Origin of the sequence: Litoreibacter arenae DSM 19593 (assembly GCF_000442275.2) — a bacterium.
Taxonomy (GTDB): Bacteria; Pseudomonadota; Alphaproteobacteria; order Rhodobacterales; family Rhodobacteraceae; genus Litoreibacter; species Litoreibacter arenae.
In genome coordinates, this window is record NZ_KE557314.1 from 1,064,586 (window position 1) to 1,089,059 (window position 24,474).

Genomic DNA, 24,474 nt, shown 5'->3' on the forward strand with positions numbered 1-24,474 from the left:
CAAAAAAAATGTTGACCTAGACCCGCTCGCCGACCAGTATTTGGGAAACGGGGTAGGAGGCCCCGCGTCGGTTGTTCCGGCACTGGGAGGAAAAATTTGGCGCACGCATCATCTGCTTCGGCTGGTCTGGATACGTTACCTCGTCTTCTGGCGCGAAATGTTGCCGAGTTTGGCGACAAACCCGCCTATCGCGAGAAAGAGTTCGGCATTTGGCAAAGCTGGACTTGGGCCGAGGCCGCTGAGGAAATCGAAGCGCTTGCGCTTGGGCTTCTGACACTTGGCGTAAACGAAGGCGACCATATCGCCATCATCGGGCGCAACCGACCTTATATGTATTGGAGCATGGTCGCGGCGCAGATGGTGGGCGCGGTTCCGGTGCCGCTCTATCAGGATTCGGTCGCGGACGAGATCGCCTATGTGCTCGATCACTGCGGCGCACGCTTCGTGATTGCGCAGGATCAGGAGCAGATCGACAAGGTGTTCGAGGTCCATGACCGTCTGCCCGGAATCGAGCACATGGTCTATCTCGACCCGCGCGGCTTGCGGAAATACGACCACGCCGCGTTGACCAGATACCAGCTGTTGCAGGAAAAAGGCCGTGACGACGGTGATCGCGCCGAGCTGGACCGGCGTCGTGATGCGCAGACTTACGACGACACCTGCGTGATGCTCTATACTTCGGGGACGACAGGCAAGCCCAAGGGTGTAGTGCTGTCGAACCGCAATATTATCGAGACATCCAAGGCGTCCTCAGAGTTTGACCATCTTCGCCATGACGACGAGATTCTGGCCTATCTGCCGATGGCTTGGGTGGGTGATTTTATCTTCTCGATCGGTCAAGCCTACTGGACGGGGTTCTGCGTGAACTGCCCCGAAAGCCCTGCCACGATGCATCATGATCTGCGCGAGATCGGGCCGACCTATTATTTCGCCCCTCCCCGCGTATTCGAGACGCAGTTGACCGACGTGATGATCCGGATGGAGGATGCGGGGCGTTTCAAAAAATGGCTGTTCCACCATTTTATGGCACACGCCAAAAAAGTGGGTCCGGATCTGCTGGACGGGAAAGAGGTCGGGTTTGGCGATAAGCTCAAGTATAAGCTCGGAGAGTTGCTGGTCTACGGGCCGTTGAAGAACACACTGGGATTTTCGCGGGTGCGGGTCGGCTATACTGCGGGTGAGGCGATTGGGCCGGAGATTTTTGACTTCTACCGCTCGCTCGGGATCAACCTGAAGCAGCTTTATGGGCAGACCGAAGCCTCGGTGTTCATCACGCAGCAGCCTGATGGGGAAGTGCGGTCTGACACCGTGGGCGTGCCGAGCCCGGGGGTCGAGTTGAAGATCGCGGATAATGGCGAGGTGTTTTATCGCTCGCCGGGTGTGTTTGTTCGCTACTTCAAGAACGATGAAAGCACCGCATCAACCAAGGATGCGGAGGGCTGGGTGGCCACTGGCGATGCCGGTTTCATCGAGGAGGGCAGCGGGCATTTGCGGATTATCGACCGCGCCAAGGATGTGGGCAAGATGGCCGATGGCTCGTTGTTTGCGCCGAAATATGTTGAAAACAAACTGAAGTTTTTTCCCAACGTGCTGGAGGCCGTGGTTTTTGGAAACAACAAGGACTACTGCACCGCGTTTCTGAATATCGACCTGACGGCGGTTGGTAACTGGGCGGAGCGCAACAACATCGCCTATTCCAGCTATCAGGAACTGGCCGGGCACCCGCAGGTGCTGGCGACCATGCAGTCCCATGTGGAAGAGGTGAACGCCAGCGTGGCGCAAGATCCGATGCTGTCGGGCTGTCAGGTGCATAGATTTGTGGTTCTTCACAAGCAGTTGGATGCCGATGACGGGGAGTTGACGCGGACCCTGAAGGTGCGACGCCGGATCATCGAGGAGAAATTCGCAGATATTATTGCAGCGCTTTATGACGGGTCCGCGACGATCTCGACCGAGACGGAAGTGACCTATGAAGACGGGCGCAAGGGCTCGATCAAAGCGACGCTGGAAGTGCGGGATGCGCAGGTCTTCGACGTGCAGAAAGTGGCGGCGGAATGACGGTACGACGCTCGATTTCATCTTCGCCCCGCCCGCCATCCCATAGGGCCTGCGGCGCGAGTATTTGGGACCAAATGGAGATGCGGTCGTGAACGACATAAGTGGCGGGAATTACACGACGGCGGATGGTCGAAAGATCGGTAGCACGTTGATGGAAATGAAGAATATCACGCTTCGCTTTGGGGGTGTGATAGCAATCAAAGACATCTCGTTCGACATTCACGAAGGCGAAATCCGCGCTATCATCGGGCCGAACGGGGCGGGGAAGTCTTCGATGCTCAACGTCGTTTCGGGGTTTTACAATCCGCAGGAAGGGGAGGTCTGGTTTCGTGGATCGAAGCGCCCCCCGATGAAGCCTTATCAGGTTGCGCAGCAGGGGATTGCGCGGACCTTTCAGAATATCGCCCTGTTTGAGGGGATGAGCGTTCTGGATAACGTCATGACGGGCCGGTTGACGCATATGAAAGCCGGGCTTTTGAGCCAGATGATCTGGAAGGGAAAGGCCGAGAAGGAAGAGACGGAAAATCGGGAACTTGTTGAAAAGATTATTGATTTTCTGGAAATCCAAGCCATTCGCAAGACCCCTGTGGGCCGTTTGCCTTACGGCTTGAAAAAGCGGGTAGAGCTGGCGCGGGCTTTGGCGGCGGAGCCGAAGCTGTTGTTGCTGGACGAGCCGATGGCGGGGATGAACGTCGAGGAGAAAGAGGACATGAGCCGCTTTATCCTTGATGTTAATGATGAATTTGGAACGACCATCGCGCTGATCGAGCATGATATGGGCGTGGTCATGGACCTCAGCGATCGTGTCGTGGTGATGGATTACGGCAAGAAGATCGGTGACGGGACGCCGGATGAGGTGCGCAACAATCAAGAGGTGATCGACGCCTATCTGGGGGTGGCGCATGACTGAATTCGGCGTCGGCATAGCGTCGGCTTTGCGTCGGCTTTGTGTCGGGCAGTTTGTCGGACCGCTAGGGATGGTGCTTTTGGCCAGCTCCGGTGCACAGGCGGGGGCCTGGGAAGAGTTCGAGACGCGGTGTCTGGTGCCGATGGGGAAGGTCGCGTCACCGACCACGGAGGGCTTGTCTGCGGGCACGACCAAGGCGCTTGACGGTTTCATGGAAGGGCGCGAGCGGGAAGCGCGGACGTTCGTCTCGCCGGACGGTCGCGTCGCCATGCTGGTTATCGACCCGTCCGAGACGGAATTTCTGGCCTGCGGGATTGTGGCAGACGGCGACCCGGCCTCGGAAGTCGACTGGGATATGTCCGAGGCGTGGCTTGACGCGCAGATTTCGGAAGGTCGGTATGTCAAAGCGGGTCAGTCGCTGCTTGGCCCTTACTTCCACAGCACAGAATGGCGCGAGCCGAAGCTGCGATACAGTTCGCTGCGAGGGCGTGATCCTGATGTTGTTTTCTACTTGATATCGGAGACCGGCCTTGAATCGTGAACCCATGAATGGAGGCACCCATGCCTGAGCAGTTTCTCTTTGCGATAGAAGTCACCCTGAACGGGCTGATGGCCGGGGTGCTTTATGCGCTGGTGGCGCTGGGCTTCGTGCTGATCTTCAAGGCATCGGGCATCTTCAACTACGCGCAGGGCGTCATGGCGTTGTTTGCGGCACTGACGCTGGTGGGGATCATGGACGGGCAGGTGCCGTTCAGCCATCTGATCAACGCGATCTTCGGGACGGAGATCCACCATTTCGGCTGGCATGTGCCCGCGCTGCTGGCGATCATTCTGACCGCATGTGTCATGGTGCTGTTTGCATGGCTGGTGCAGCGCTACATCTTCCGGCATCTGGTTAACCAAGAGCCGATTATCCTGTTCATGGCGACCATTGGCCTTGCCTATTTCCTTGAGGGCGTGGGCGATCTGATGTGGGGCTCCGACATCAAGAAGCTGGATGTGGGGCTGCCGCAGGGCATCAACGAGTGGATCGACGAGACCACGTTCAACGCCTTCGGCTACGGGTTCTTTATCGACAACCTCGATATCTCGGCCACGATTGTGGCGATTGTGCTGGTGGCGGCGCTGATCATGTTCTCGCAATACACCAAGCAGGGGCGCGCCTTGCGGGCGGTGGCGGACGATCACCAAGCGGCTTTGTCAGTAGGGATTTCGCTGAACTTCATCTGGGTGCTGGTCTGGTCCATCGCAGGCTTCGTCGCGCTGGTCGCGGGGATCATGTGGGGTGCCAAGTCCGGCGTGCAGTTCTCGCTGTCGCTGATTGCGCTGAAGGCGCTGCCGGTGCTGATGCTGGGCGGGTTTACGTCCATTCCCGGCGCGATTGTCGGGGGCCTCATTATCGGCGTGGGGGAGAAGCTGTTCGAGTTTCTGGTCGGCCCGATGATCGGCGGCGCGACGGAGAACTGGTTCGCCTATGTGCTGGCGCTGATATTCCTCGTGTTCCGTCCGCAAGGGCTGTTCGGCGAGAAGATCATCGAGAGGGTGTGACGATGAGCAAAATCATAGCCATTCTGAATGTCGTTGCGTGGTCGGGCTTCTGGGCCTTCGGGTATCTGGCGCTGAGCTCGGAGGCGCATAACACCGGACAGATGATGATTGCAGGATGTCTTGCCGTGCTGGGTGCCGCTGTCGGGCTGTTCACCTATCTGCAACTGGTGCGCCACTCCGAGGTGACGGGTTACGCCAAGCCGCGCAACCGGGTGCCGGCGCATTTGCGGGAGAGTGCGGAATGATAATGATGGAACAAATGACCCTCTCTGGCAGTTACCTCTCAAAAGAGGAGCAAGAGTGCCATGAGAATGATCGGACTACTGGCGACCATCGCGCTGTCTTTTGCCGTGGCCTTCGGGTTGCTGGCAATTACCGCAAAAACCTGGATCGGCCTGTGGGCCTTCGCAGTGGTGATGTGCATGAGCATCGCCGTGGGCTACGCCTCGGTGCAGCGGCTGCGGCAGGAACGCTGGCGCGAACTGATCGTCGAGGACTGAAACACGGGCTGACGCGCCCTCTAGCAGGAGGGCGCTAAGCCATGTTTTACCGCGAAGCCGGCGATTTCAAGACAAGCTATCCCGAGGATAGCCAGACTTTCCCCATCAAGTTCGACCGCTACCGCTATTACGTGGTGCTGGCGGTCGCTTTCCTGATCATCCCGTTCATCATTAACGACTACTGGGCGAACGCCGTGTTCGTGCCGTTCCTGATCTACGCGATTGCGGCGATCGGGCTGAACATTTTGACGGGTTATTGCGGGCAGGTCAGCCTCGGCACCGGGGGCTTCATGGCCGTGGGGGCCTATTCCGTCTACAAGCTGATGACCGCGTTTCCAGAAGTGTCGATGCTGATCCACGTGCCATTGGCGGGGTTGATCACTGCGGGGGTCGTGACCCTATTCGGGCTGCCCTCCCTGCGCATTAAGGGGTTCTATCTGGCCGTGGCGACGCTGGCCGCGCAGTTCTTTCTGGTGTGGCTGTTCAACAAGGTACCGTGGTTTTACAACTACTCGGCCTCGGGGCAGATCTCGTCGCCGGAGCGGGACGTGTTCGGCATCATCGTAACCGGGCCCAATACCGAGGCGTGGGCGAAATACATGATCTGCCTTGTCTTTGTGACACTGGCGGCGCTGATCGCGCGCAACCTGACGCGCGGCTCGATCGGGCGGAAATGGATGGCGATCCGCGACATGGACATCGCCGCCGAGATCATCGGGGTGAACCCGATGATGGCCAAGCTGTCGGCCTTTGCGGTGTCGGGCTTCTTCGTGGGCATCGCGGGGGCGCTGTTCTTCAGCGTCTATCTGGGGGCCGCGGAAGTGGGCGAGAGCTTCGGGATCGACAAGTCGTTTCTGGTTCTGTTCATGGTGATTATCGGCGGGCTGGGCTCGATCTTCGGCTCGTTTGCAGGCGCGGCATTCATGGTGCTGCTGCCGGTGTTCCTGAAGAACGTGTTCGTGGGTATGCTGGGCTGGCCCACCGATCTGGCGGCGCATTTGCAATTTATCGTCGCAGGTGGCCTGATCATCGTGTTCCTGATTCTGGAGCCGCACGGGCTGGCGCAGCTTTGGCGGCTGGCGAAAGAGAAACTGCGGCTTTGGCCGTTTCCGCATTAGCGGTGAGGCGGGGTGAACCCCGCCCTACAATGAGATCCAAGGGAGGATATAGAAGATGAAACTAACAGCAATTGCAGCGGCAGCCGTTATGGCCGCAAGCCCGGTGATGGCGGACCTCGTGTTCCCCGACCTGAGCTACCGGACAGGCCCCTATGCGGCGAACGGAATTCCGTTCTCGGACGGGTATCAGGACTACTTCACCCTGCTCAACGAGCGTGATGGCGGCATCGGGGGCGTGCCAGCCAAAGTGATCGAATGCGAAACCGGCTACAACACCGAGAAGGGTGTGGAATGCTACGAGGCCACCAAGGGCGAAGGCGCGCTGGTGTATCAGCCGCTGTCGACCGGCATCACCTACCAGCTGATCCCCAAAGTGACCGCGGATGGCATCCCGATGCACACGATGGGCTATGGCCGGACGTCGGCGAAGAACGGCAAAGTGTTCTCCAACGTGTTCAACTACCCGGCCAACTACTGGGACGGGGCATCGCACGCGATCAACCACATCATGAGCCAAGGCGACATCGCCGGGAAGAAAATCGCGCTGGTGTATCACAACTCCGCCTATGGCAAGGAGCCGATCCGCACGCTGGAGGAGCTGTCCAAGAAGCATGGCTTCGAGCTGATGCTGGTGCCGGTGGATCACCCCGGTCAGGAGCAGAAGTCTCAATGGCTGCAAATCCGCCAGCAGCGCCCCGACAACGTCATCATGTATGGCTGGGGCGTGATGAATCAGGTCGCCATTCAGGAAGCCGCGAACATCCGCTTCCCGATGGAGAATTTCATCGGCATCTGGTGGTCCGGCTCGGAGAATGACGTGCTGCCAGCGGGTGACCGCGCCGACGGCTACAAGGCGCTGACCTTCCACAACCTTGGCGACGACTACCCGCTCTATGACGACCTGCGCAAATACGTGGTCGACGCGGGCAAGGCTGCGGGTGCGGGCGACCAGTTGGGCTCGGCCCTGTATAACCGCGGCATGTACGCGGCGATGCTGGCCGCCGAGGCTGCCAAGACCGCGCAGGAAATCCACGGCACCGGCGACATCACCCCAGCGATGATGCGTGACGGCATGGAGGCTTTGGAGATGACCGAGGCCAAGATGGAGGAGATCGGTCTTCCCGGCTTCGGCCCCGAATTCAAGGTGTCGTGCGAGAACCATGGCGGCAACGGCCTTGGCGCGGTGGCGCAGTGGGATTATGCGGCGAAAGAATGGAAGCTGATTACGGGCTATGAAGGCTCGGATCAGGACGTCATCCAGCCGTTGGTTGACGAGGATAGTGCGGCATTCGCCGCCGAATCCGGCATCGAGCCTGGCTGCAAGTAAGAGCTATTTCCCCGGCCCGCTGATGTGGCGGGCCGGGGATTGAATATTTTTGCCAAGATGAAACCATAGGGTTGCGCCTGTTAGGGGCGGGCCCGTGTTAACCTTAACGGGATGTTGAAATGCTGGATGGTTCCAAAACCGAGACCCTCTTGGAGGTCAACAACATCGAGGTGATTTACAATCACGTCATTCTGGTGCTGAAGGGCGTGTCCCTGAAAGTGGCTCAGCGCGGGATTACCGCGCTTTTGGGCGGCAATGGCGCGGGCAAGACGACGACGCTGAAGGCGGTGTCGAACCTGCTGCATTCGGAGCGGGGGGAGGTCACCAAGGGCTCGATCATCTATCGCGGCGACCGTGTGGCGGGGCTGGACCCCGCCGACATGGTGAAGCGCGGTGTGATTCAGGTGATGGAGGGGCGCCATTGCTTCGAGCACCTGACGGTTGAAGAGAACCTGATGACGGGAGCCTATACGCGATCTGACGGGCGTGGCGCGATCGCGGAGGATCTGGAGAAGGTCTATGCATATTTCCCGCGCCTGCGGGAGCGGCGGACGTCGCAAGCGGGCTATACCTCGGGCGGGGAACAGCAGATGGTGGCAATTGGCCGTGCGATGATGGCCAAGCCGGAAACGATCCTGCTGGACGAGCCGTCGATGGGCTTGGCCCCGCAACTGGTCGAAGAGATTTTCGGTATCGTGAAGTCTTTGAACGAACAGGAAGGTGTATCTTTCCTGCTGGCCGAGCAGAACACCAACGTGGCGCTGCGCTTTGCACATTACGGGTATATTCTTGAGAGCGGCCGCGTGGTGATGGACGGGCCAGCGGCGGAGTTGCGGGAGAACCCGGACGTGAAGGAGTTCTACCTTGGCATGTCGGATGAGGGGCGCAAGTCGTTCCGCGATGTGCGCAGCTACCGGCGTCGCAAGCGGTGGCTGTCGTAGCTTTTTCGAGTATTTTTAACCAAATGGAGACGTGACGTGGGATTCTATGACGATCTGGAGACCCGCAGCGCGGATGCGCGCGAAGCGACTCATGTGGCGGCTTTGCAGGCGCTTGGGGTGAAACTGGGCAGCTTGGCGGAGTTGGCGGGTTTGCCGGTTTTGCGCAAATCGGAGTTGTCGGCGAAGCAGAAGGCTGAGCCGCCTTTCGGGGGGATGCATGTGGGCGATGTGGCGCATGTGTTTCAATCGCCGGGGCCGATTTACGAGCCGGGCGGGGTTTCCCATGACTGGTGGCGCTTCGGGCGGTTTTTGCATGCCTGCGGGATTGGGTCTGCGGACGTGGTGCAGAACTGTTTTGGCTACCACCTGACACCTGCGGGGATGATGTTCGAGAATGGCGCGCGGGCCGTGGGCGCGCGGGTTTTACCGGCTGGCACCGGACAGACGGAGTTGCAGGTGCGGGCGGCCAAGGACGTGGGCGCGACCACCTATGCCGGGACGCCGGACTATCTGAACGTAATCTTGGAGAAGGCCGACGAGATTGGCGAAGTCTTGGGCTTCACCAAGGCGGCGGTGTCGGCGGGAGCGTTGTTCCCGTCCCTGCGGCAGGCCTATGCGGATCGCGGGATTTCCTGCCTGCAATGCTATGCCACCGCCGATCTGGGGCATGTCGCCTACGAGTCGGAAGCCATGGAAGGCATGATTGTCGATGAGGGCGTCATCGTGGAGATCGTGACGCCCGGCACGGGCGACCCTGTGGCCGAGGGCCAAGTGGGGGAGATCGTTGTGACCTCGCTCAACCCTGATTATCCGCTGATCCGGTTTGGCACGGGCGATATGAGCGCGGTGATGTCGGGTGTGTCGCCCTGTGGGCGGACGAATATGCGCATCAAGGGCTGGATGGGCCGCGCGGATCAGACGACCAAGATCAAGGGGATGTTCGTGCGGCCTGAACAGGTGGCTGACCTCGTGGCCAAGCATCCGGAGATTGCGCGGGCGCGGGTTGTTGCGTCCCGCGACGGCGAGATGGACGTGATGCGGGTTCTGATCGAGGCCGATGGTGGCGATGCGGAGACCTATGCGGCATCGGTCGTGGATGTGTTGAAACTAAAAGGCACGGTGGAGGTTGTTCCTGTGGGCAGCCTGCCCAACGATGGGCTCGTGATCGAGGACCAGCGCAGCTACGACTAGATAAGGAATTCGCCATGAGATTTCGTGCCAGCATAGCCGCTTTGTTGATGATGTCGGTGCCAGTCTGGGCAGCGGATGTGGCGCTTGTCGTGGGCAACGCGGACTATGCCAACGGCAGTGACCTGAGCGACGCAGGCCGGATGCTGGACGCGGTGGCTCCGCTGGAAGAAGCGGGGTTCGAGGTGTTGAGCGGCGCGGATCTGAGCGCCGAGGCGCTGGCGAGTCTGGTGTCGGAACTGAACGCAAAAGTGGACGGGACGGGGCGGGTCGTGATCGCCTTGGCGGGGCATTTCGGGAAAAGTTTGAGCGGGAACTGGTTTTTGGGCGCGGATGCGGATGAGCCGGATTTGGTGGCCATGGGTACTCAGGCGGTGCCGTTGGATGTGCTGATGGAGATAGCGGCGCGCGCGCCCGGTGGGGCGGTTGTGACGCTAGGGACCGAGGACGCTGAATTTGAGTATGGCGCGGGTGTGAGCGCGGGTTTGGATGAGGTGGACGTGTCGCAGGGGGTGGCCCTGGTGACTGGTCCTGCGGGCGACGTGGTGGATTTTGCGACCGATGCGTTGACCGTGAAGGGGCAGTCGATTGCCAACGCTTTGAATGCTTGGCCGTCGTTGCAAGGTTCCGGATTTATGGCGCCTTTGGTGGCGTTTCTGCCCGGAGATGGCGCGGCGCCGCCGGAGGTGCCGAAAGCGGACCCGGATGCGGAGCAGAAAGCGTTTTGGCAGGTGACGCAGGATATTGGCACGCTGGATGCTTATGAGGCGTATCTGAAGCGGCATCCGGATGGGCTGTTCGTTGGTGACGCGCGGGGCGCGATTGACCGCATCAAGGCGCAGCCTCTGGTGCTGGCGGAGCAGAACGAAGAGGCGTTGCGCCTGAGCCGCGACCGGCGACGGGAAATCCAGCGGGCGCTGTCTTTGCTGGATTACGACCCCAAGGGCATCGACGGGATTTTCGGACCGGGATCACGGGGGGCGATCAGGGCCTGGCAGAACGTCAATGGCGAGGACGCCACAGGTTTCCTGACGCAGGCGCAGATCGAGCGGCTGGGGGCACAGGCCGACCGCCGCGCGCTGGAGTTGGAAGCCGAAGCGGAGAAGCGCAAGATCGAGATCGAGCGCAAGGACCGCGCCTATTGGCGCGCGACCGGGCAAGGCGGCGACGAGACGGGGTTGCGGGCTTATCTGGAACGCTACCCTGACGGCGTGTTCGCGGAGATTGCGACGCAGCGGCTGGAGCCGTTCGAGGAAGCCCGTCGTGCGGATGCTGCGGAGCAGGATCGTGCGGATTGGGATGCGGCGGAGTCCGTGGGCTCGCTTGCCGCCTATGAAGGCTATGTGCAGGCGAACTCTGAGGGGGCGTTTGTCGAGCAGGCCCGCGCAAAGATTGCGGAGCTGAAGTTTGAGGCGGACAACGCCGAGGCTTTGGACGCGGCGCAGCGCAATGAGGAGCGGCTGGGGCTGAACGACACCACGCGGAAGCTGGTTGAAGGGCGGCTGGAAGCGCTGGGGCTGAAACCGGGTGCAGTGGACGGGGTGTTCGACGACGACACCCGCCGTGCAATCCGGCGCTATCAGGAGGCGCGCAACCTGACGCGCACGGGGTTTTTGAACCAGCAGACGGTGGTGCGGCTATTGGCAGATTCGGTGCTGCGCTAAAGCGCTTTGCGGGCCTTGAGGGCGGCGGAGATGGTGCCGTCGTCGAGATAGTCCAGCTCTCCGCCGATGGGGACGCCTTGGGCAAGCGAGGTGACTTTGACGCCGCGTGTTTCAAGCTCTCCGGCGATGTAGTGCGCAGTTGTCTGGCCGTCGATTGTCGCGTTTAGCGCGAGGATCACTTCGGTGATATTCTCGTCCGCCATGCGGGCCATTAGCTTTGGAATACGCAACTCTTCCGGGCCTATGGCGTCGAGCGCGGACAACGTGCCGCCCAGCACGTGGTAGCGGCCCTTGAAGACGCCGGAGCGTTCCATCGCCCAGAGGTCGGCCACGTCCTCGACCACGCAGATCTCGCCATTGGCGCGTTTTTCGGAGGTGCAGATGTCGCAGACCTCCGATGTGCCGATATTTCCGCAAGTGACGCATTCCCGCGCGGTGGCGGCGACTTTTTGCAAGCTGTCGGACAGGGGCGTCATCAGCAGCGCGCGTTTCTTGATCATGTGCAGCACCGCACGACGCGCAGAGCGGGGGCCAAGCCCGGGCAGCTTGGCCATCATCGCAATCAAGGCGTCGATATCTTTTGTGCTACTCAAACGTTCGCGCCTTTTGCTGCGGTCGGAGCCTCCGGCGGAGGTATTTTTGAAGCAATGATGGTCAGAACGGCATTTTCGTGCCGGCGGGGATGCCCATTTCTTCGGTGATTTTGCCCAGTTCGGCCTCGGCCTTTTCGGCGGCCTTGTTTTGGGCGTCCTTGATGGCGGCGAGGATCAGGTCTTCGACAACTTCCTTTTCGTCGGGGTGAAAGATCGACGGGTCGATATCAAGGCCGGTGAGGATGCCTTTGGCCGTGGCGGTGGCCTTGACCAGACCGGCGCCGCTTTCGCCCTGCACCTCGATCTTTTGCAGGTCCTCCTGCATCTGGGTCATCTTTTCCTGCATTTCCTTGGCTTTTTTCATCATTCCGGCCATATCGCCGAGGCTGCCTAGTCCTTTGAGCATCTGAGTGTCTCCAGTTGAGAAAATGTGTTTGGGGTGGTTATGACAGACCCCATATGGGGGCGACAAGCGGCTATGACTAGCCGTCCTCGAACGGGTCCCATTCGTCCTCGACCTCTGGCAGTGCCTCGACGGCGGCTTCCTGCACAAGATCGGCGGCGGTGCGGATTTCGATGATTTTGGCACCGGGGAAGGCCTGAAGCGTGGCCTGCATCAGAGGGTGCTCGGCCGCCTCGGCCTTGAGCGCGTTGGCTTCGGCATCGCGTTCGGCGGCGAGTGTCGGGGCACCGCCTTCGTTAACCAGGGTGACGGCCCAGCGTTGGCCGGTCCATTGCTGCAATCGCGCACCCAGACGGGCGGCGAGGTCGCGGGGGGCGTCGTCGGTGGGGACAAATTCGATGCGGCCGGGGGAGTAATGGGCGAGCTGCACGTAGCCTTCGACCTCCACCAGCAACTTCACGTCGCGGTTGGCGCGGATCAGGCCGACGATGTGGTTGAACGTGGGGTAGTGCGCCAGCGCGGTTTCCGCCGACAGGTCGAGCGCGGCGGAGGTGCCGCCGCCTGCGCTTACGGTTTGGGTTTGAGCGCGTGCGGTGGTCATGCCGCCTTGCGGGGCGGTGGTGCCTGCGGGTGGCGTAGGTGGCGGCGGTGTGTCTTGCAGCTTGCGCACGAGTTCCTCGGGCGAGGGCAGGTCGGCCATGTGGGTCAGGCGGATGATTGCCATTTCGGCGGCCATCATGGCATTGGGGGCGCTGGCGACTTCCTCAAGGGATTTGAGGAGGAGTTGCCACATGCGGGACATGGCGCGCATGGGAAGCGCCTCGGCCATTTGTGCGCCGCGGGTGCGCTCGTCGGGGCCGACGGTGGGATCGTCGGCGGCCTCTGGCGTGATCTTGATGACGGAGACCCAGTGGGTGATTTCGGCCAGATCGCGCAGCACCGCCATCGGGTCGGCACCGTCGGCATATTGCGAGGACAACTCCTGCAACGCGCCTGCGGCGTCGCCCTTCATGATCAGGTCGAACAGGTCCAGCACGCGGCCCCGGTCGGCGAGGCCGAGCATGGCGCGGACTTGCGGCGCTGTGGTCTCGCCCGCGCCATGGGAAATGGCCTGATCCATCAGGGACATGGCGTCGCGGACGGAGCCTTCGGCGGCACGGGTGATCAGGGCCAGCGCGTCCTCGGCGATTTCGGCGTTTTCCTTGGCGGCGATGGATTGCAGGTGGGCGATCATCACCTCCGGCTCGATCCGGCGCAGATCGAAGCGCTGGCAGCGGGACAGGACGGTGACGGGCACCTTGCGGATTTCCGTCGTGGCGAAGATGAATTTGACGTGCTCGGGCGGCTCCTCCAGCGTCTTCAACAGGGCGTTGAAGGCGGAGGTGGAAAGCATGTGCACCTCGTCGATGATGTAGATTTTGTAGCGGGCGGAGGCGGCGCGGTAATGCACCGAGTCGATGATTTCGCGGATGTCGCCGACGCCGGTGCGCGAGGCGGCGTCCATTTCCATAACGTCGACATGGCGACCTTCGGCGATGGCCACGCAGTTGTCACAGGTGCCACATGGCTCCGTCGTGGGGCCGCCTTTGCCGTCGGTGCCGATGCAGTTCATGCCCTTGGCGATGATCCGCGCGGTGGTGGTTTTGCCGGTGCCGCGAATGCCCGTCATGATGAAGGCCTGCGCGATGCGGCCCGCGTCGAAGGCGTTTTTCAGTGTGCGGACCATGGCGTCCTGACCGATCAGGTCGGCGAATGTCGCAGGGCGGTATTTCCGCGCCAGAACCTGATAGCCGCCGCTGGTCGTTTCAGTCATGAGAGTTCCTTGGATTCGGGTGCGCCCCAGACCCTAATTCGCGCGGCTCTCAAGGTCCACTAGAGACTCCACAGCACCGCGCCCACGGCGGCGGATGAGAGGCTCATCAGGATGGCGATGACGCGGAAATTCCGGCTTGGGGTCGCCTCCGCATCGGTGTCGTTGAGGCGATCCCAGGTTTTGGTGGCCTGTCGCTGTGCGCCCCAGAAGATCGAGATTGCCACGATCAGGAACATGGAGGCCACGACCTTGGCGGCCCATGTGGGCTCGAAATCGCCGAACACGGCCTTCAGGCCGATGGCGACGCCGACTGCGCCAAGCCCCGTGCCCATCCAGCTGGCGAAGGTGCGTTCGTTGGCCAGAATTGTGCGGTCTTCGGCCCAGTTGGTACGCTCTTCGGCGAGTTCTTGGTTGTCTTTGCTCATGGGGGGCAAAGATAGGGCATCTGTGAAGAAGAGGAAGAGGGAAAGCGTCTGATGCAACAGGCGCTAGGGTGAGAGGTTGGACATCGACCCAAGTGGGGCTCGTTGTGGCTGCTTCCTTCCGGACCTGACCAGGTTGGCGAGGCACTTGCCCGCGCCAACCCCTCAAGGTTCATATAGGTTGCGATTCTAGAAAACGCAAGGTTTGCCAAGTCGGTGCGCTCGTGACAAAAGCTATGCGATCAGAATTGGGGGCGATGCAGTGAAACTTGCGGAGACTGTGACATTTGGCGGCTCTGGGCTGGACCGCGCGGCGCATTTGCGCGGCGACGCTGCGGCGTTGGCAGAGTTGCTGGCGAAACCTGACACCGGCGTGCTGCCGTTCTGGCATGGCAAGCCGTTGATTGCGGGGCAAGGGCGGGACCGCCCTGCGTGGCAGGCGGTGGATCATCCGGTTTTCGAGCAGGCTGACGAAGAGCCGATTTTTCTGGGGCTGGATGATGGCGTCGCGCGTTTCTGCCGCGATATTTCCTGCTGGGAACCTGACGAAGCTTTGGAGACGCTGCACCAGTTTCTGGACCCCTCGGAGCAGCATTATCCCGGTATGCCGGAGGATGAACGCTTTTCCGAACTACGGGCGATCATGACGCATCTGTCGCCGCGCGATGCTGAACTGGTGACCATGGCGAAAGCTATCGGAAGCTGGCACGAGATCCACGGATTTTGCGCCCGCTGCGGGGCGAAGAGCGAAATTTCCATGGCGGGCTGGCAACGGGAATGCACCGTCTGCCGCGCCCACCATTTTCCGCGCACTGACCCCGTCGTGATCATGCTGATTACGCATGGCAACTCGGTACTGATGGGGCGCTCGCCCGGGTGGCCGGAAGGGATGTATTCCTGCCTTGCCGGTTTTGTCGAGCCGGGGGAGACCATCGAGGCCGCCGTGCGCCGCGAGACCTTCGAGGAGTCGGGCGTTCGTGTGGGCGCGGTGGAGTATTTGTCGAGTCAGCCCTGGCCGTTTCCCGCGTCAATGATGATGGGGTGTCGCGGTCATGCGCTGAGCACCGAGATCACCATTGACCCGACCGAAATAGAAGACGCCATCTGGGTGACCCGCGAGGAAATGATGGAGACGTTTGCGGGCAACAACCCGAAAATGAAACCTGCCCGAAAAGGCGCAATCGCGCATTTCCTGTTGCTTAACTGGCTTCGCGATACGTTAGACTAGATTTAAGATACGAATGAGCAGGGGCATATGAAATTCTCCACCAAGGAAGACCTTGAGATACCCATCGACGATGCGTTTTCGATGTTGTCGGATTTCGACGGCTTTGAGCGCGCGATCCTGCGCCGCGGCGCGGATGTGGCGCGGACGGACAAGATGGATCATGTCGGCGTCGGCATGAGCTGGAAAGCCCGCGCCACCGTGCGCGGCAAGAAGCGCGACTTCGACGCCAAGCTGGTGGAATATGACCGCCCGAACCAGATGCTGTTCGAGGTGAAGACGAAGAACATGGCTTCAACGTTTCTGGTGGAACTGGTGCCGCTGTCCCGCGCCCGAACGCGGATGCGGATCGAGTTGGACGTAAAGCCGCAGACCTTGTCCGCGCGGTTGCTGATGCAATCGGCCAAGCTGGCCCGCAATACGCTGAACCGCCGCTACAAAACCCGCATCGCGCATTTCGCCAGCGATCTGGAAGAACGCCACAAGAAGGGCATGCGCACGGCAGGCGTGAGCTGATTTTCTTGAGGTCTGGCAACCTCTCCTGACAGAACCTGTCAGGTGCCTCCGGTTATACTGCCCTGACATATGATCGAGCAGGAGATTCGCTTTGGAACGGACCGGACGCTGCGCCTGTGGCGCTATTCAGTTCACCATCACCGCACCCTTTATCGGGGTCGGCCTGTGCCACTGCACCAAATGCCAGAAGGCATCGGGAGGCGGTCCGAACTACGTCGCCCTGACGCCGAGGGACGCGTTGAGAATCACCAAGGGCGAGCCCGCGATATACGAGTCTGTGGGTGACAGCGGTGGGACCATCGGGCGGGCGTTCTGCGGCACCTGCGGCACGCCGCTGTGGAGCATCCCCGCCAACGAGCCGTTCTTTGCGTTGAAGCTGGGAAGTCTGGATGACACGTCGGACCTGAAGCCCGAAATGCACATTTACGTCGCCTCTGCGCCGGATTGGCACGGGATCAACGACGAGCTGCCGAAATTTCCGCAGATGCCGCCTGCGGGTTAGCCCAGCACCAAGCGCAGCACTTTGCCGACATTTTCCGACATGGGGCGGTCGCCTGCCAAGGCGGCCTCCACCGGAACCCACGCGGCATCCATCGCGTCGTCATCCGCGACTGGCGTACCGGAGACGTAGTCGCACACCACCGCCGCCAGCAGGTAGTGGTGCGCGATTGTGCCATCCGCGCTGCGCGCCACGATGTCGAGGTTTGTCAGGTAGCCGCGCGGCGTGGCGGTGACGCCGGTTTCCTCCAGCAACTCGCGGGCGGCGGCGGCGAGTGCGGTCTCGCCCAACTCTACATGGCCGCCGGGGAAGCCCCAGAGGCCCGCGTTCGGCTCATTGCGGCGCTGGAACAGCAGGGTGTGGCCTTCGCGCACGACCACCGCAAGCGCCCCCAGCTTCGGGCGACGTGGCTCAGCCACGGGGGAACGCGGCGGGGTAGGTGCCGAGGATCTTGATCTCGGAGGTGAAGAATTCCAGTTCGTCCATCGCGTGCTGCACGCCGATGTCGTCGGGGTGGCCGGAGATGTCCGCGTAGAACTGCGTCGCCGTAAACTCGCCGTCGACCATGTAGCTTTCCAGCTTGGTCATGTTGATGCCGTTCGTCGCAAACCCGCCCATCGCCTTATAGAGCGCGGCGGGGATGTTGCGCACGTTGAACACGAAGGACGTGATCATGTGGGTCTCGCCACGCCGCGTCATGTCGGCCTCGGGCGACATGATGAGGAAACGGGTGGTGTTGGTGTCGTGGTCTTCGATATCGTTGGCAAGCACTTTGAGCCCGTGGGTTTCAGCCGCCATCGCGGAGGCGAGCACGCCGATGCCTGCCTGAGGGTGGGCGGCAAGCTCTGCCGCAGCGCCCGCGCTGTCGGCGGCGGCCTCGCCGCGGATGCCGTGTGCCTCCAGAAACGCGCGGCATTGAGGGATCAGGACGAGATGCGCGCGCACAGTTTTGATGCTGTCGAGCGTCGTGCCTTTGGGGGCCATAAGCGCGATGCGCACGCGCACGAATGCCTCGTCGATAATGTGCAGGCCGGATTCGGGTAGCAGCCGGTGAATGTCCGCCACGCGGCCATAGGTGGTGTTTTCGACCGGCAACATGGCCAGCGCCGCGTCGCCTTTGCGGACCGCGTCGATCACCTCTTCGAAGGTGGCGCAGGGCAGCGGTTCCATGTCGGGGCGTGCGTGAACACAGGCCTCGTGAGAGTAAGCGCCGAGTTCCCCCTGGAACGCAATTTTCTGAGTCATGGTGCATTTTCCCGCAAAAAGGCGTTTCGTCGCGGTTTCTAGCCCTTGCGGAAAGGGTTGGGAAGGCGATACATAACGCCGAAACGCCAAACGGGTGAGAGACAGACATGTTTGACACGATGACAATGACCAAGGTTCTGGGCGCGCTGTGCGGGTCCCTTCTGGTTTTTCTGCTGGGCGGCTGGGCCGCTGACCTGATCTACCACGGCGGCGGCGGTCACGGGGACGATCACCAGCAAGCCTATGTGATCGAAGTTGAAGGTGGCGACGAAGAGCCCGAGGAAGAGGTCGAGGAAGTCGACTTTGCAGCGGTGATGGCCGAGGCCGATGCGGGCGCGGGCGAAAAGGTCTTCTCCAAGTGCAAGGCCTGCCACAAGCTGGAAGACGGCGGCAAAGGCACTGGCCCGCATCTGTGGAGCATCGTTGGACGTGACATCGCCGCAGTTGGTGATTTCGGATATTCGAACGTCCTGGCTGAGAAAGAAGGCGACTGGACGCCGGAGCATCTTCAGGAGTTCCTTGCGGACCCCAAAGGTTGGGCGCCCGGCACCAAGATGAGCTTCGCCGGTCTCAAAAAGATCGAAGACCGCGCCAACCTGATTGCCTATCTGGAAACGATTGGCGGCTAAGCCAGTCAGGCATATGATTCAGCGAAGGCCGCCCCTCGGGGCGGTCTTTTCATTTCAGGCGCTCACAATCGCGCAATCGCCCTTGATTGTTGGGCAAATCCAACTTCTCTTGTCCTAGGTTGTCGTGCGACAGTCCCGTGACCGAGCTGAGGAGTATCCAAATGAGCCACCGCCCCCCCCAAGTCATCGCGCGAACCCGTTTGCAGCCTGATGGCAGTCTTAAATGGATGGGCGTTGCGGTGGTGCTGGTCGCGGCGGCGCTGACCTCAGTAGCCCCTGCGAGGGCGGACACGGTCACGGTGTCTCACGGGTATTCCAACTTTGGCGAGTTGAAATATGGCCCCGATTTCGAGCATCTCGATTATGTAAACCCCGACGCCCCGAAGGGCGGCGAGGTGTCGACTTGGTCGCTGGGTAATTTCGACAGTTTCAACCAATACGCCCGCGAGGGAGTGGCGGCGGCGCTGAACACCATCGGCAGCGAAAGCCTGCTGACGGCGACGGCGGACGACCCGTATGGCGCCTACTGCTTTCTCTGCACCACGCTCGAATATCCTGAAGACCTGTCTTACGTGGTCTTCAATCTGCGGGAAGACGTGACTTTCTCTGACGGCACCCCGATGACGGCGGAAGATGTGGCCTTTAGCGTCAATCTGTTTCTGGAGCAGGGCATTGCCGAATATCGCCGAATCGCGGAGGGGTTTGTCGATAAGGTCGAGGTCGAAGGCCCCTACCGGATCAAGTTCATCTTCAACAAGGATGCTTCGAAACGGGATCGCGTCGGGTTTGCCGGCGGAACGCCTGTGTTCTCCAAGGCGTGGTTCGAAGAAACCGGCACGCGTCTGGACAAAAGCACCGACCGGCCGTTCATGAGCACCGGCGCCTACGTGCTGGACAGCTTCGACTACAACCGGCAGGTGATATATGCCCGCAACCCGGACTACTGGGGCGAGGACATCCCGTTCAACGTCGGCCGCAACAATTTCGACCGCATCCGCGTGGAATACTTCGCCGACCGCTCCGCCGCGTTCGAGGCGTTCAAGTCGGGCGAATATCTGCTGAAGGCCGAAACCGACCCCAAGGACTGGGCGACCGGCTACGACTTCCCCGCAGTGAAAAGCGGTGCGGTGAAGCTGGCGACGCTGCCAGATGGGGGCGTCGGCACGGCGCTGTCGTTTGTGTTCAATCTGGACCGCGAGAAATGGCAGGACCCCAAGGTGCGCGATGCTGTGTCTATGCTGTTCAACTTCGAGTGGACCAATAAGGCGCTGTTCTTCGACCTCTATGAGCGCCCCGCTTCTTTCTGGCCGAACACCGACCTTGCAGCGACGGGCACCCCTTCACCAGAGGAGGTAGCGCTGCTTCAGCCCCTTGTCGATCAGGGCCTGTTGGATGAAAGCATCCTGACGGATGAGGTGCGAATGCCCTTCGTCAATGACGACAGCAAGAACCGCCCGTCGCGGAAGGTGTTGCGCAGTGCGTCCAAGCTTCTGGAAGAGGCGGGCTGGCTTGTGGGCGACGACGGCATCCGGCGCAAGGATGGCCAGCCGCTTGAGGTGAATATCATCCAGTTCAACCCGCTCTACGACCGCGTGGTGAACCCGTTTATCAACAACCTGAACGCGCTGGGCATTAAAGGCTCGCTGGAGCGGATCGACACCGCCCAATATGTCGAACGTCGCCGGAAGGGCGATTTCGACCTGACCAACCAAGGCATCCAGATGGATCTGGAGCCGTCCATCGGGCTGGAGCAGTGGTTTTCGTCCAAGACGGCGGATAACAGCTCCCGCAACCTGATGCGGCTGCGCGATCCGGCGGTTGACGCGCTGCTTCCCAAGGTGATCGCGGCTGACACGTTGGACGAGTTGCGCACATCGGTGCATGCGCTTGACCGGGTGCTGCGGTCTATCGGGTTTGCGATCCCGCAATGGTACAAGAATGAGAACTGGATCGCCTATTATGACGTATTCCGGCACCCTGATGAGTTGCCTCCGCTGGCAGTCGGGATATACGACTTCTGGTGGTACGACGCAGAAGCGGCAGAAAAGCTGAAGGCCGACGGCGTGCTTCGCTAGAGCAGGAATAAACACTTGGGCGCTTACATACTTCGACGGCTGCTGTTGGTCATTCCGACCTTGGTGGGCATCATGGTGGTCAACTTTGCGTTGACCCAGTTCGTGCCCGGTGGCCCCATCGAGCAGATCCTTGCCCGCATGGAGGGCGAGGGTGATGTGCTGCAAGGCATTGCTGGCGGCTCCAGCGGTGGCGAGTTCGAGGCGTCGCGGTCCGAGTCCAAATATGACGGTGCACGAGGGCTTCCGCCGGAGTTCATCGCGGAGCTGGAAAAGGAGTTCGGCTTCGACAAGCCGCCGGTGGAGCGGTTCCTCAATATGATGTGGAACTACCTGCGCTTCGATTTCGGGGAGAGTTATTTCCGCTCCATCGGCGTGCTGGATCTGGTGTGGGAAAAAATGCCGGTGTCGATCACGCTGGGGCTTTGGTCGACGCTGATTGCCTATGTGATCTCGATCCCGCTGGGCATCCGCAAGGCCATTCGCGATGGGTCCAGCTTTGATACATGGACCTCGGGGCTGATTATCGTGGCCTATGCTATACCGGGCTTCTTGTTCGCCATCGTGCTGCTGGTGTTGTTCGCGGGCGGGTCTTATTACCAGTGGTTCCCCCTGCGGGGGCTGACATCGGACAATTTCGAGCAGTTGAGTTTGATCGGCAAGGTGCTGGACTACTTCTGGCACATCGCGCTGCCTGTCACCGCCTCCACCATTGCGGCGTTTGCAACGTTGACCCTGCTAACCAAGAACTCGTTTCTGGACGAGATCAAGAAGCAATACGTCATCACCGCCAAGGCCAAAGGCCTGTCAGAGCGGCGGGTGCTGTACGGCCATGTTTTCCGCAACGCCATGCTGATCGTGATCGCCGGTTTCCCCAGCCTGTTTCTGGGCATTTTCCTGTCCGGCTCGCTGATTATTGAGACGATCTTCTCACTAGATGGCTTGGGTCGCTTGGCCTTCGAGGCGACGGTTGCGCGAGACTACCCGGTGGTGTTCGGCACGCTGTATTTCTTCGGGCTGATCGGGCTGATCGTCGGCATCCTGTCGGACCTGATGTATGTCTTCGTCGACCCGCGCATTGACTTCGAGAGCCGCGAGACATGACACTTTCGCCGCTCAACCAACGCCGCTGGACGAACTTCAAGCGCAACAGGCGGGCCTACTGGTCACTGTGGATTTTCGCGGTGCTGTTCGGGCTGTCGCTCTGTGCGGAGCTGATCGCCAACGACAAGCCGATCCTTATCAAGTATCGCGGCGAGTTCTTCACCCCGATCACCAGCTTCTATCCCGAAACGACGTTCGGCGGCGACCTGCGTACGGAAGCGGTTTACCGCGACATCGAAATACAATGCCTGATCAAAACGGGCGGCGTCGAGGATTGCTGGGACGAGCCCGAAGCGGTGATGGAAGAGGCCGCAAGCGGCACCTATGCAGGCGAGCCGGTGGAGCAGGGGTGGATCATCACGCCGATCATTCCCTACAGCTACACCACCATCGTAGACCGCCCCGGCACGGCCCCTGCGGCACCGGACGCGATGAACTGGCTGGGCACCGACAACACCTCGCGTGACGTGACAGCGCGGGTGATTTACGGCTTCCGGCTGTCGATTGTGTTCACGCTGGTGGTGACGTTCTTCTCGTCCATCATCGGGATCGCGGCGGGGGCGGTGCAGGGCTTTTTCGGCGGGCGCACGGACCTGATCTTTCAGCGGTTTCTGGAAATCTGGGGGGCGACGCCAAGCCTCTATGTTATCATCATCATGTTCGCCATTCTGGGCCGAAGTTTCTGGCTTCTGGTCGCCCTGTCGATCCTGTTTGGCTGGCCTGCCTTGGTGGGCGTGGTCCGCGCCGAATTCCTGCGGGCGCGGAATTTCGAGTATGTCCGTGCGGCGCGGGCCTTGGGGGTGTCGAACACGGTCATCATGTTCCGCCACATGCTGCCCAACGCCATGGTGGCGACGCTGACCATCCTGCCGTTCATCATCACCGGCACTATCGGGATGCTGGCCTCGCTTGACTTCCTCGGCTTTGGTTTGCCGTCCTCCGCCCCGTCTTTGGGGGAGTTGACCTTGCAGGCCAAGCAAAACCTGCAAGCGCCATGGCTGGCCTTCACCGCGTTCACCACCTTTGCCGTGATGCTGTCGCTTCTCGTGTTCATCTTCGAGGGCGTGCGTGACGCGTTCGACCCCAGAAAGACCTTTCAATGAGCCTGCTTCTGGAGGTCAAAGACCTGTCCGTCAGTTTCCGTCAGGATGGCGAGGTGACCGACGCCGTCAAGGGCGTGACCTTCCACGTGGACCGCGGTGAGACGGTGGCGCTGGTGGGCGAGTCGGGCTCCGGCAAGTCGGTGTCGGCGCTGTCCACGGTGCAGTTGCTGCCCGATAGCGCGACGGTGACGGGGCAGATCAGCTATGACGGGAAAGACCTGACTGCGGCGTCCGAGCGGGAGTTGCGGCAAGTGCGCGGCAACGACATCAGTTTTATCTTCCAAGAGCCGATGACCTCGCTCAACCCGCTGCACACGCTGGAAAAGCAGATCACGGAAAGCATCGAATTGCACCAAGGGCTGCGCGGCGCGGCGGCGCGGGCAAAGGTGGTCGAGCTTATGGAAAAGGTCGGCATCCGCGACGCCGAGAGCCGGTTGTCGAGCTATCCGCACCAGCTGTCCGGCGGGCAGCGTCAGCGTGTGATGATCGCGATGGCGCTGGCCAACGGGCCGGAACTGCTGATCGCGGACGAGCCGACGACGGCGCTGGACGTGACCATTCAGGCGCAGATTTTGGAACTGCTGGCGGACCTGAAACGGCGCGAGAATATGTCTCTGCTGTTCATCACCCATGACCTTGGCGTGGTGCGCAAGATTGCCGATCGCGTCTGTGTCATGCAGCACGGGCAGATCGTCGAGACCGGCCCGACCGCGCAGATTTTCGACAACCCGCAACACCCGTATACCAAGCTGCTGCTTGAGGCCGAGTCGACGGGTGTTCCCGTTGCCGTGCCCGATAACGCGCCGGAGATGGTCGCCACCGAAGACCTGCGCATCTGGTTCCCGATCCAGACCGGCCTTCTGAAGCGCACCACCGGCCATGTGAAGGCGGTGAACGCCGCGACCGTCTCCGTGCGGGCGGGGGAGACGCTGGGCATCGTGGGCGAGTCGGGTTCCGGCAAGACGACGCTGGCGTTGGCGATCATGCGGTTGATTTCCAGCAAGGGCTCGATCCAGTTCGAAGGCCGCGAGATACAGGGCCTGTCGTCCAAAGAGGTCCGACCGCTTCGCGCAGACATGCAGATCGTGTTTCAAGACCCCTACGGCTCGCTCAGCCCGCGTATGACGGTGGAGCAGATCATCGCCGAAGGTCTGGGCGTTCACGGCACCGAGCCGGGCCGCGACCGGCGCGAGATGGTGTCGGAGATTATGACAGAGGTGGGGCTGAAGCCCGATATGATGCACCGCTACCCGCACGAGTTTTCCGGGGGTCAGCGGCAACGGATTGCCATTGCCCGCGCGATGATACTGCGGCCCAAACTGGTGGTGCTGGACGAGCCGACAAGCGCCTTGGACATGACGGTTCAGGTGCAGATCGTGGAGTTGCTGCGAAAGCTGCAACAGAAATACAAGCTGGCCTATCTGTTCATCAGCCACGACCTGAAGGTCGTGCGCGCGATGTCGCATAAGGTGATCGTCATGAAGCAGGGCGATGTGGTCGAGAGCGGTGACAGCGAGGAGCTGTTCGCCAATCCGCAAGTTCCCTACACCCAACAGTTGCTGGCCGCCGCGCTGGATTTGAAAGCGAAATAGGGGGCGC

General features: G+C 61.0%; 25 protein-coding genes and 1 other RNA gene. 19 read left to right on the forward strand and 7 right to left on the reverse strand.

The annotated features are described in order from the left end of the window. Nucleotides 1–96 precede the first annotated feature (96 nt). The 11 genes from THALAR_RS17525 to THALAR_RS17575 all read left to right on the forward strand — a co-directional run bounded on the left by THALAR_RS17525 (nucleotide 97) and on the right by THALAR_RS17575 (nucleotide 11,251). A complete protein-coding gene (locus tag THALAR_RS17525; protein WP_021102944.1) occupies nucleotides 97–2,058 on the forward strand; it encodes an AMP-binding protein in 1,962 nt (653 codons plus the stop codon). A 151-nt stretch (nucleotides 2,059–2,209) separates the two neighbouring features. Then, complete coding sequence (locus THALAR_RS17530; RefSeq protein WP_211264818.1) at nucleotides 2,210–2,968, forward strand: ABC transporter ATP-binding protein; 759 nt, start codon at nucleotides 2,210–2,212, stop codon at nucleotides 2,966–2,968. Continuing rightward, nucleotides 2,961–3,506, forward strand: coding sequence for a hypothetical protein (locus THALAR_RS17535; RefSeq protein ID WP_040819196.1), 546 nt, complete (start codon nucleotides 2,961–2,963; stop codon nucleotides 3,504–3,506). Before THALAR_RS17530 ends, THALAR_RS17535 begins: the two co-directional genes overlap by 8 nt. A gap of 20 nt (nucleotides 3,507–3,526) precedes the next feature. Then, a complete protein-coding gene (locus THALAR_RS17540) occupies nucleotides 3,527–4,513 on the forward strand; it encodes a branched-chain amino acid ABC transporter permease (protein WP_021102947.1) in 987 nt (328 codons plus the stop codon). 2 nt (nucleotides 4,514–4,515) lie between these two features. After that, on the forward strand, nucleotides 4,516–4,758 hold the full coding sequence (locus THALAR_RS17545; RefSeq protein WP_021102948.1) for a hypothetical protein: 243 nt from the start codon (nucleotides 4,516–4,518) through the stop codon (nucleotides 4,756–4,758). Nucleotides 4,759–4,818: 60 nt separating this feature from the next. After that, nucleotides 4,819–5,013 carry a hypothetical protein gene (locus THALAR_RS17550; protein ID WP_021102949.1) on the forward strand — a complete coding sequence of 65 codons (195 nt, stop codon included), beginning with the start codon at nucleotides 4,819–4,821 and terminating at the stop codon, nucleotides 5,011–5,013. 41 nt (nucleotides 5,014–5,054) lie between these two features. Beyond that, complete coding sequence (locus THALAR_RS17555; RefSeq protein WP_021102950.1) at nucleotides 5,055–6,131, forward strand: branched-chain amino acid ABC transporter permease; 1,077 nt, start codon at nucleotides 5,055–5,057, stop codon at nucleotides 6,129–6,131. Between the two features lie 55 nt (nucleotides 6,132–6,186). Beyond that, nucleotides 6,187–7,458, forward strand: a complete 1,272-nt coding sequence (locus THALAR_RS17560) for an ABC transporter substrate-binding protein (RefSeq protein WP_021102951.1) — start codon at nucleotides 6,187–6,189, stop codon at nucleotides 7,456–7,458. 119 nt (nucleotides 7,459–7,577) lie between these two features. After that, nucleotides 7,578–8,399 (forward strand): ABC transporter ATP-binding protein, encoded by an 822-nt coding sequence (locus THALAR_RS17565; protein ID WP_021102952.1) that lies wholly within the window; start codon nucleotides 7,578–7,580, stop codon nucleotides 8,397–8,399. Between the two features lie 36 nt (nucleotides 8,400–8,435). After that, the gene (locus THALAR_RS17570; RefSeq protein WP_021102953.1) at nucleotides 8,436–9,590 is read left to right on the forward strand and encodes a phenylacetate--CoA ligase family protein; all 1,155 of its coding nucleotides are present in this window, start codon (nucleotides 8,436–8,438) and stop codon (nucleotides 9,588–9,590) included. Between the two features lie 14 nt (nucleotides 9,591–9,604). Continuing rightward, nucleotides 9,605–11,251, forward strand: a complete 1,647-nt coding sequence (locus THALAR_RS17575; protein ID WP_021102954.1) for a peptidoglycan-binding protein — start codon at nucleotides 9,605–9,607, stop codon at nucleotides 11,249–11,251. Here THALAR_RS17575 and recR read toward each other — a convergent pair. From recR to ffs, 5 genes are all read right to left on the reverse strand, one after another. Beyond that, nucleotides 11,248–11,844, reverse strand: a complete 597-nt coding sequence (recR, locus tag THALAR_RS17580; protein ID WP_021102955.1) for a recombination mediator RecR — start codon at nucleotides 11,842–11,844, stop codon at nucleotides 11,248–11,250. The two genes, THALAR_RS17575 and recR, sit on opposite strands and share 4 nt — an antisense overlap. A 61-nt stretch (nucleotides 11,845–11,905) precedes the next feature. Then, the gene (locus THALAR_RS17585) at nucleotides 11,906–12,250 is read right to left on the reverse strand and encodes a YbaB/EbfC family nucleoid-associated protein (protein ID WP_021102956.1); all 345 of its coding nucleotides are present in this window, start codon (nucleotides 12,248–12,250) and stop codon (nucleotides 11,906–11,908) included. 76 nt (nucleotides 12,251–12,326) lie between these two features. Further along, a complete protein-coding gene (locus THALAR_RS17590) occupies nucleotides 12,327–14,060 on the reverse strand; it encodes a DNA polymerase III subunit gamma/tau (RefSeq protein ID WP_021102957.1) in 1,734 nt (577 codons plus the stop codon). A gap of 59 nt (nucleotides 14,061–14,119) precedes the next feature. After that, the gene (locus THALAR_RS17595; protein WP_021102958.1) at nucleotides 14,120–14,485 is read right to left on the reverse strand and encodes a YidH family protein; all 366 of its coding nucleotides are present in this window, start codon (nucleotides 14,483–14,485) and stop codon (nucleotides 14,120–14,122) included. Nucleotides 14,486–14,551: 66 nt separating this feature from the next. Beyond that, nucleotides 14,552–14,650, reverse strand: an RNA gene (gene ffs / locus THALAR_RS18230) — signal recognition particle sRNA small type. A 94-nt stretch (nucleotides 14,651–14,744) separates the two neighbouring features. On the opposite strand from ffs, the gene nudC reads away from it, so the two are divergent. The 3 genes from nudC to THALAR_RS17610 all read left to right on the forward strand — a co-directional run bounded on the left by nudC (nucleotide 14,745) and on the right by THALAR_RS17610 (nucleotide 16,725). Beyond that, on the forward strand, nucleotides 14,745–15,710 hold the full coding sequence (nudC, locus tag THALAR_RS17600; protein ID WP_040819201.1) for an NAD(+) diphosphatase: 966 nt from the start codon (nucleotides 14,745–14,747) through the stop codon (nucleotides 15,708–15,710). A gap of 27 nt (nucleotides 15,711–15,737) precedes the next feature. Continuing rightward, nucleotides 15,738–16,223 carry an SRPBCC family protein gene (locus THALAR_RS17605; RefSeq protein ID WP_021102960.1) on the forward strand — a complete coding sequence of 162 codons (486 nt, stop codon included), beginning with the start codon at nucleotides 15,738–15,740 and terminating at the stop codon, nucleotides 16,221–16,223. Between the two features lie 91 nt (nucleotides 16,224–16,314). Then, the gene (locus tag THALAR_RS17610; RefSeq protein ID WP_021102961.1) at nucleotides 16,315–16,725 is read left to right on the forward strand and encodes a GFA family protein; all 411 of its coding nucleotides are present in this window, start codon (nucleotides 16,315–16,317) and stop codon (nucleotides 16,723–16,725) included. On the opposite strand, the gene THALAR_RS17615 is transcribed toward THALAR_RS17610, so the two are convergent. Beyond that, nucleotides 16,722–17,141 carry an NUDIX domain-containing protein gene (locus THALAR_RS17615; RefSeq protein ID WP_040819203.1) on the reverse strand — a complete coding sequence of 140 codons (420 nt, stop codon included), beginning with the start codon at nucleotides 17,139–17,141 and terminating at the stop codon, nucleotides 16,722–16,724. The two genes, THALAR_RS17610 and THALAR_RS17615, sit on opposite strands and share 4 nt — an antisense overlap. After that, complete coding sequence (locus THALAR_RS17620) at nucleotides 17,134–17,967, reverse strand: prephenate dehydratase (protein WP_040819205.1); 834 nt, start codon at nucleotides 17,965–17,967, stop codon at nucleotides 17,134–17,136. Before THALAR_RS17620 ends, THALAR_RS17615 begins: the two co-directional genes overlap by 8 nt. Nucleotides 17,968–18,074: 107 nt before the next feature. Here THALAR_RS17620 and THALAR_RS17625 point away from each other — a divergent pair, with 107 nt between their 5' ends. The 5 genes from THALAR_RS17625 to THALAR_RS17645 all read left to right on the forward strand — a co-directional run bounded on the left by THALAR_RS17625 (nucleotide 18,075) and on the right by THALAR_RS17645 (nucleotide 24,467). Further along, the gene (locus tag THALAR_RS17625) at nucleotides 18,075–18,596 is read left to right on the forward strand and encodes a c-type cytochrome (protein WP_021102964.1); all 522 of its coding nucleotides are present in this window, start codon (nucleotides 18,075–18,077) and stop codon (nucleotides 18,594–18,596) included. Nucleotides 18,597–18,757: 161 nt separating this feature from the next. Further along, nucleotides 18,758–20,671, forward strand: coding sequence for an extracellular solute-binding protein (locus THALAR_RS17630; protein ID WP_021102965.1), 1,914 nt, complete (start codon nucleotides 18,758–18,760; stop codon nucleotides 20,669–20,671). A 15-nt stretch (nucleotides 20,672–20,686) separates the two neighbouring features. Beyond that, nucleotides 20,687–21,772, forward strand: coding sequence for a microcin C ABC transporter permease YejB (locus THALAR_RS17635; protein WP_021102966.1), 1,086 nt, complete (start codon nucleotides 20,687–20,689; stop codon nucleotides 21,770–21,772). Beyond that, complete coding sequence (locus THALAR_RS17640; protein WP_021102967.1) at nucleotides 21,769–22,875, forward strand: ABC transporter permease; 1,107 nt, start codon at nucleotides 21,769–21,771, stop codon at nucleotides 22,873–22,875. Before THALAR_RS17635 ends, THALAR_RS17640 begins: the two co-directional genes overlap by 4 nt. Beyond that, entirely contained in the window at nucleotides 22,872–24,467 is a 1,596-nt protein-coding gene (locus tag THALAR_RS17645) for an ABC transporter ATP-binding protein (protein ID WP_021102968.1), read from the forward strand. The genes THALAR_RS17640 and THALAR_RS17645 overlap by 4 nt, the downstream gene beginning before the upstream one ends. Nucleotides 24,468–24,474: the final 7 nt, after the last annotated feature.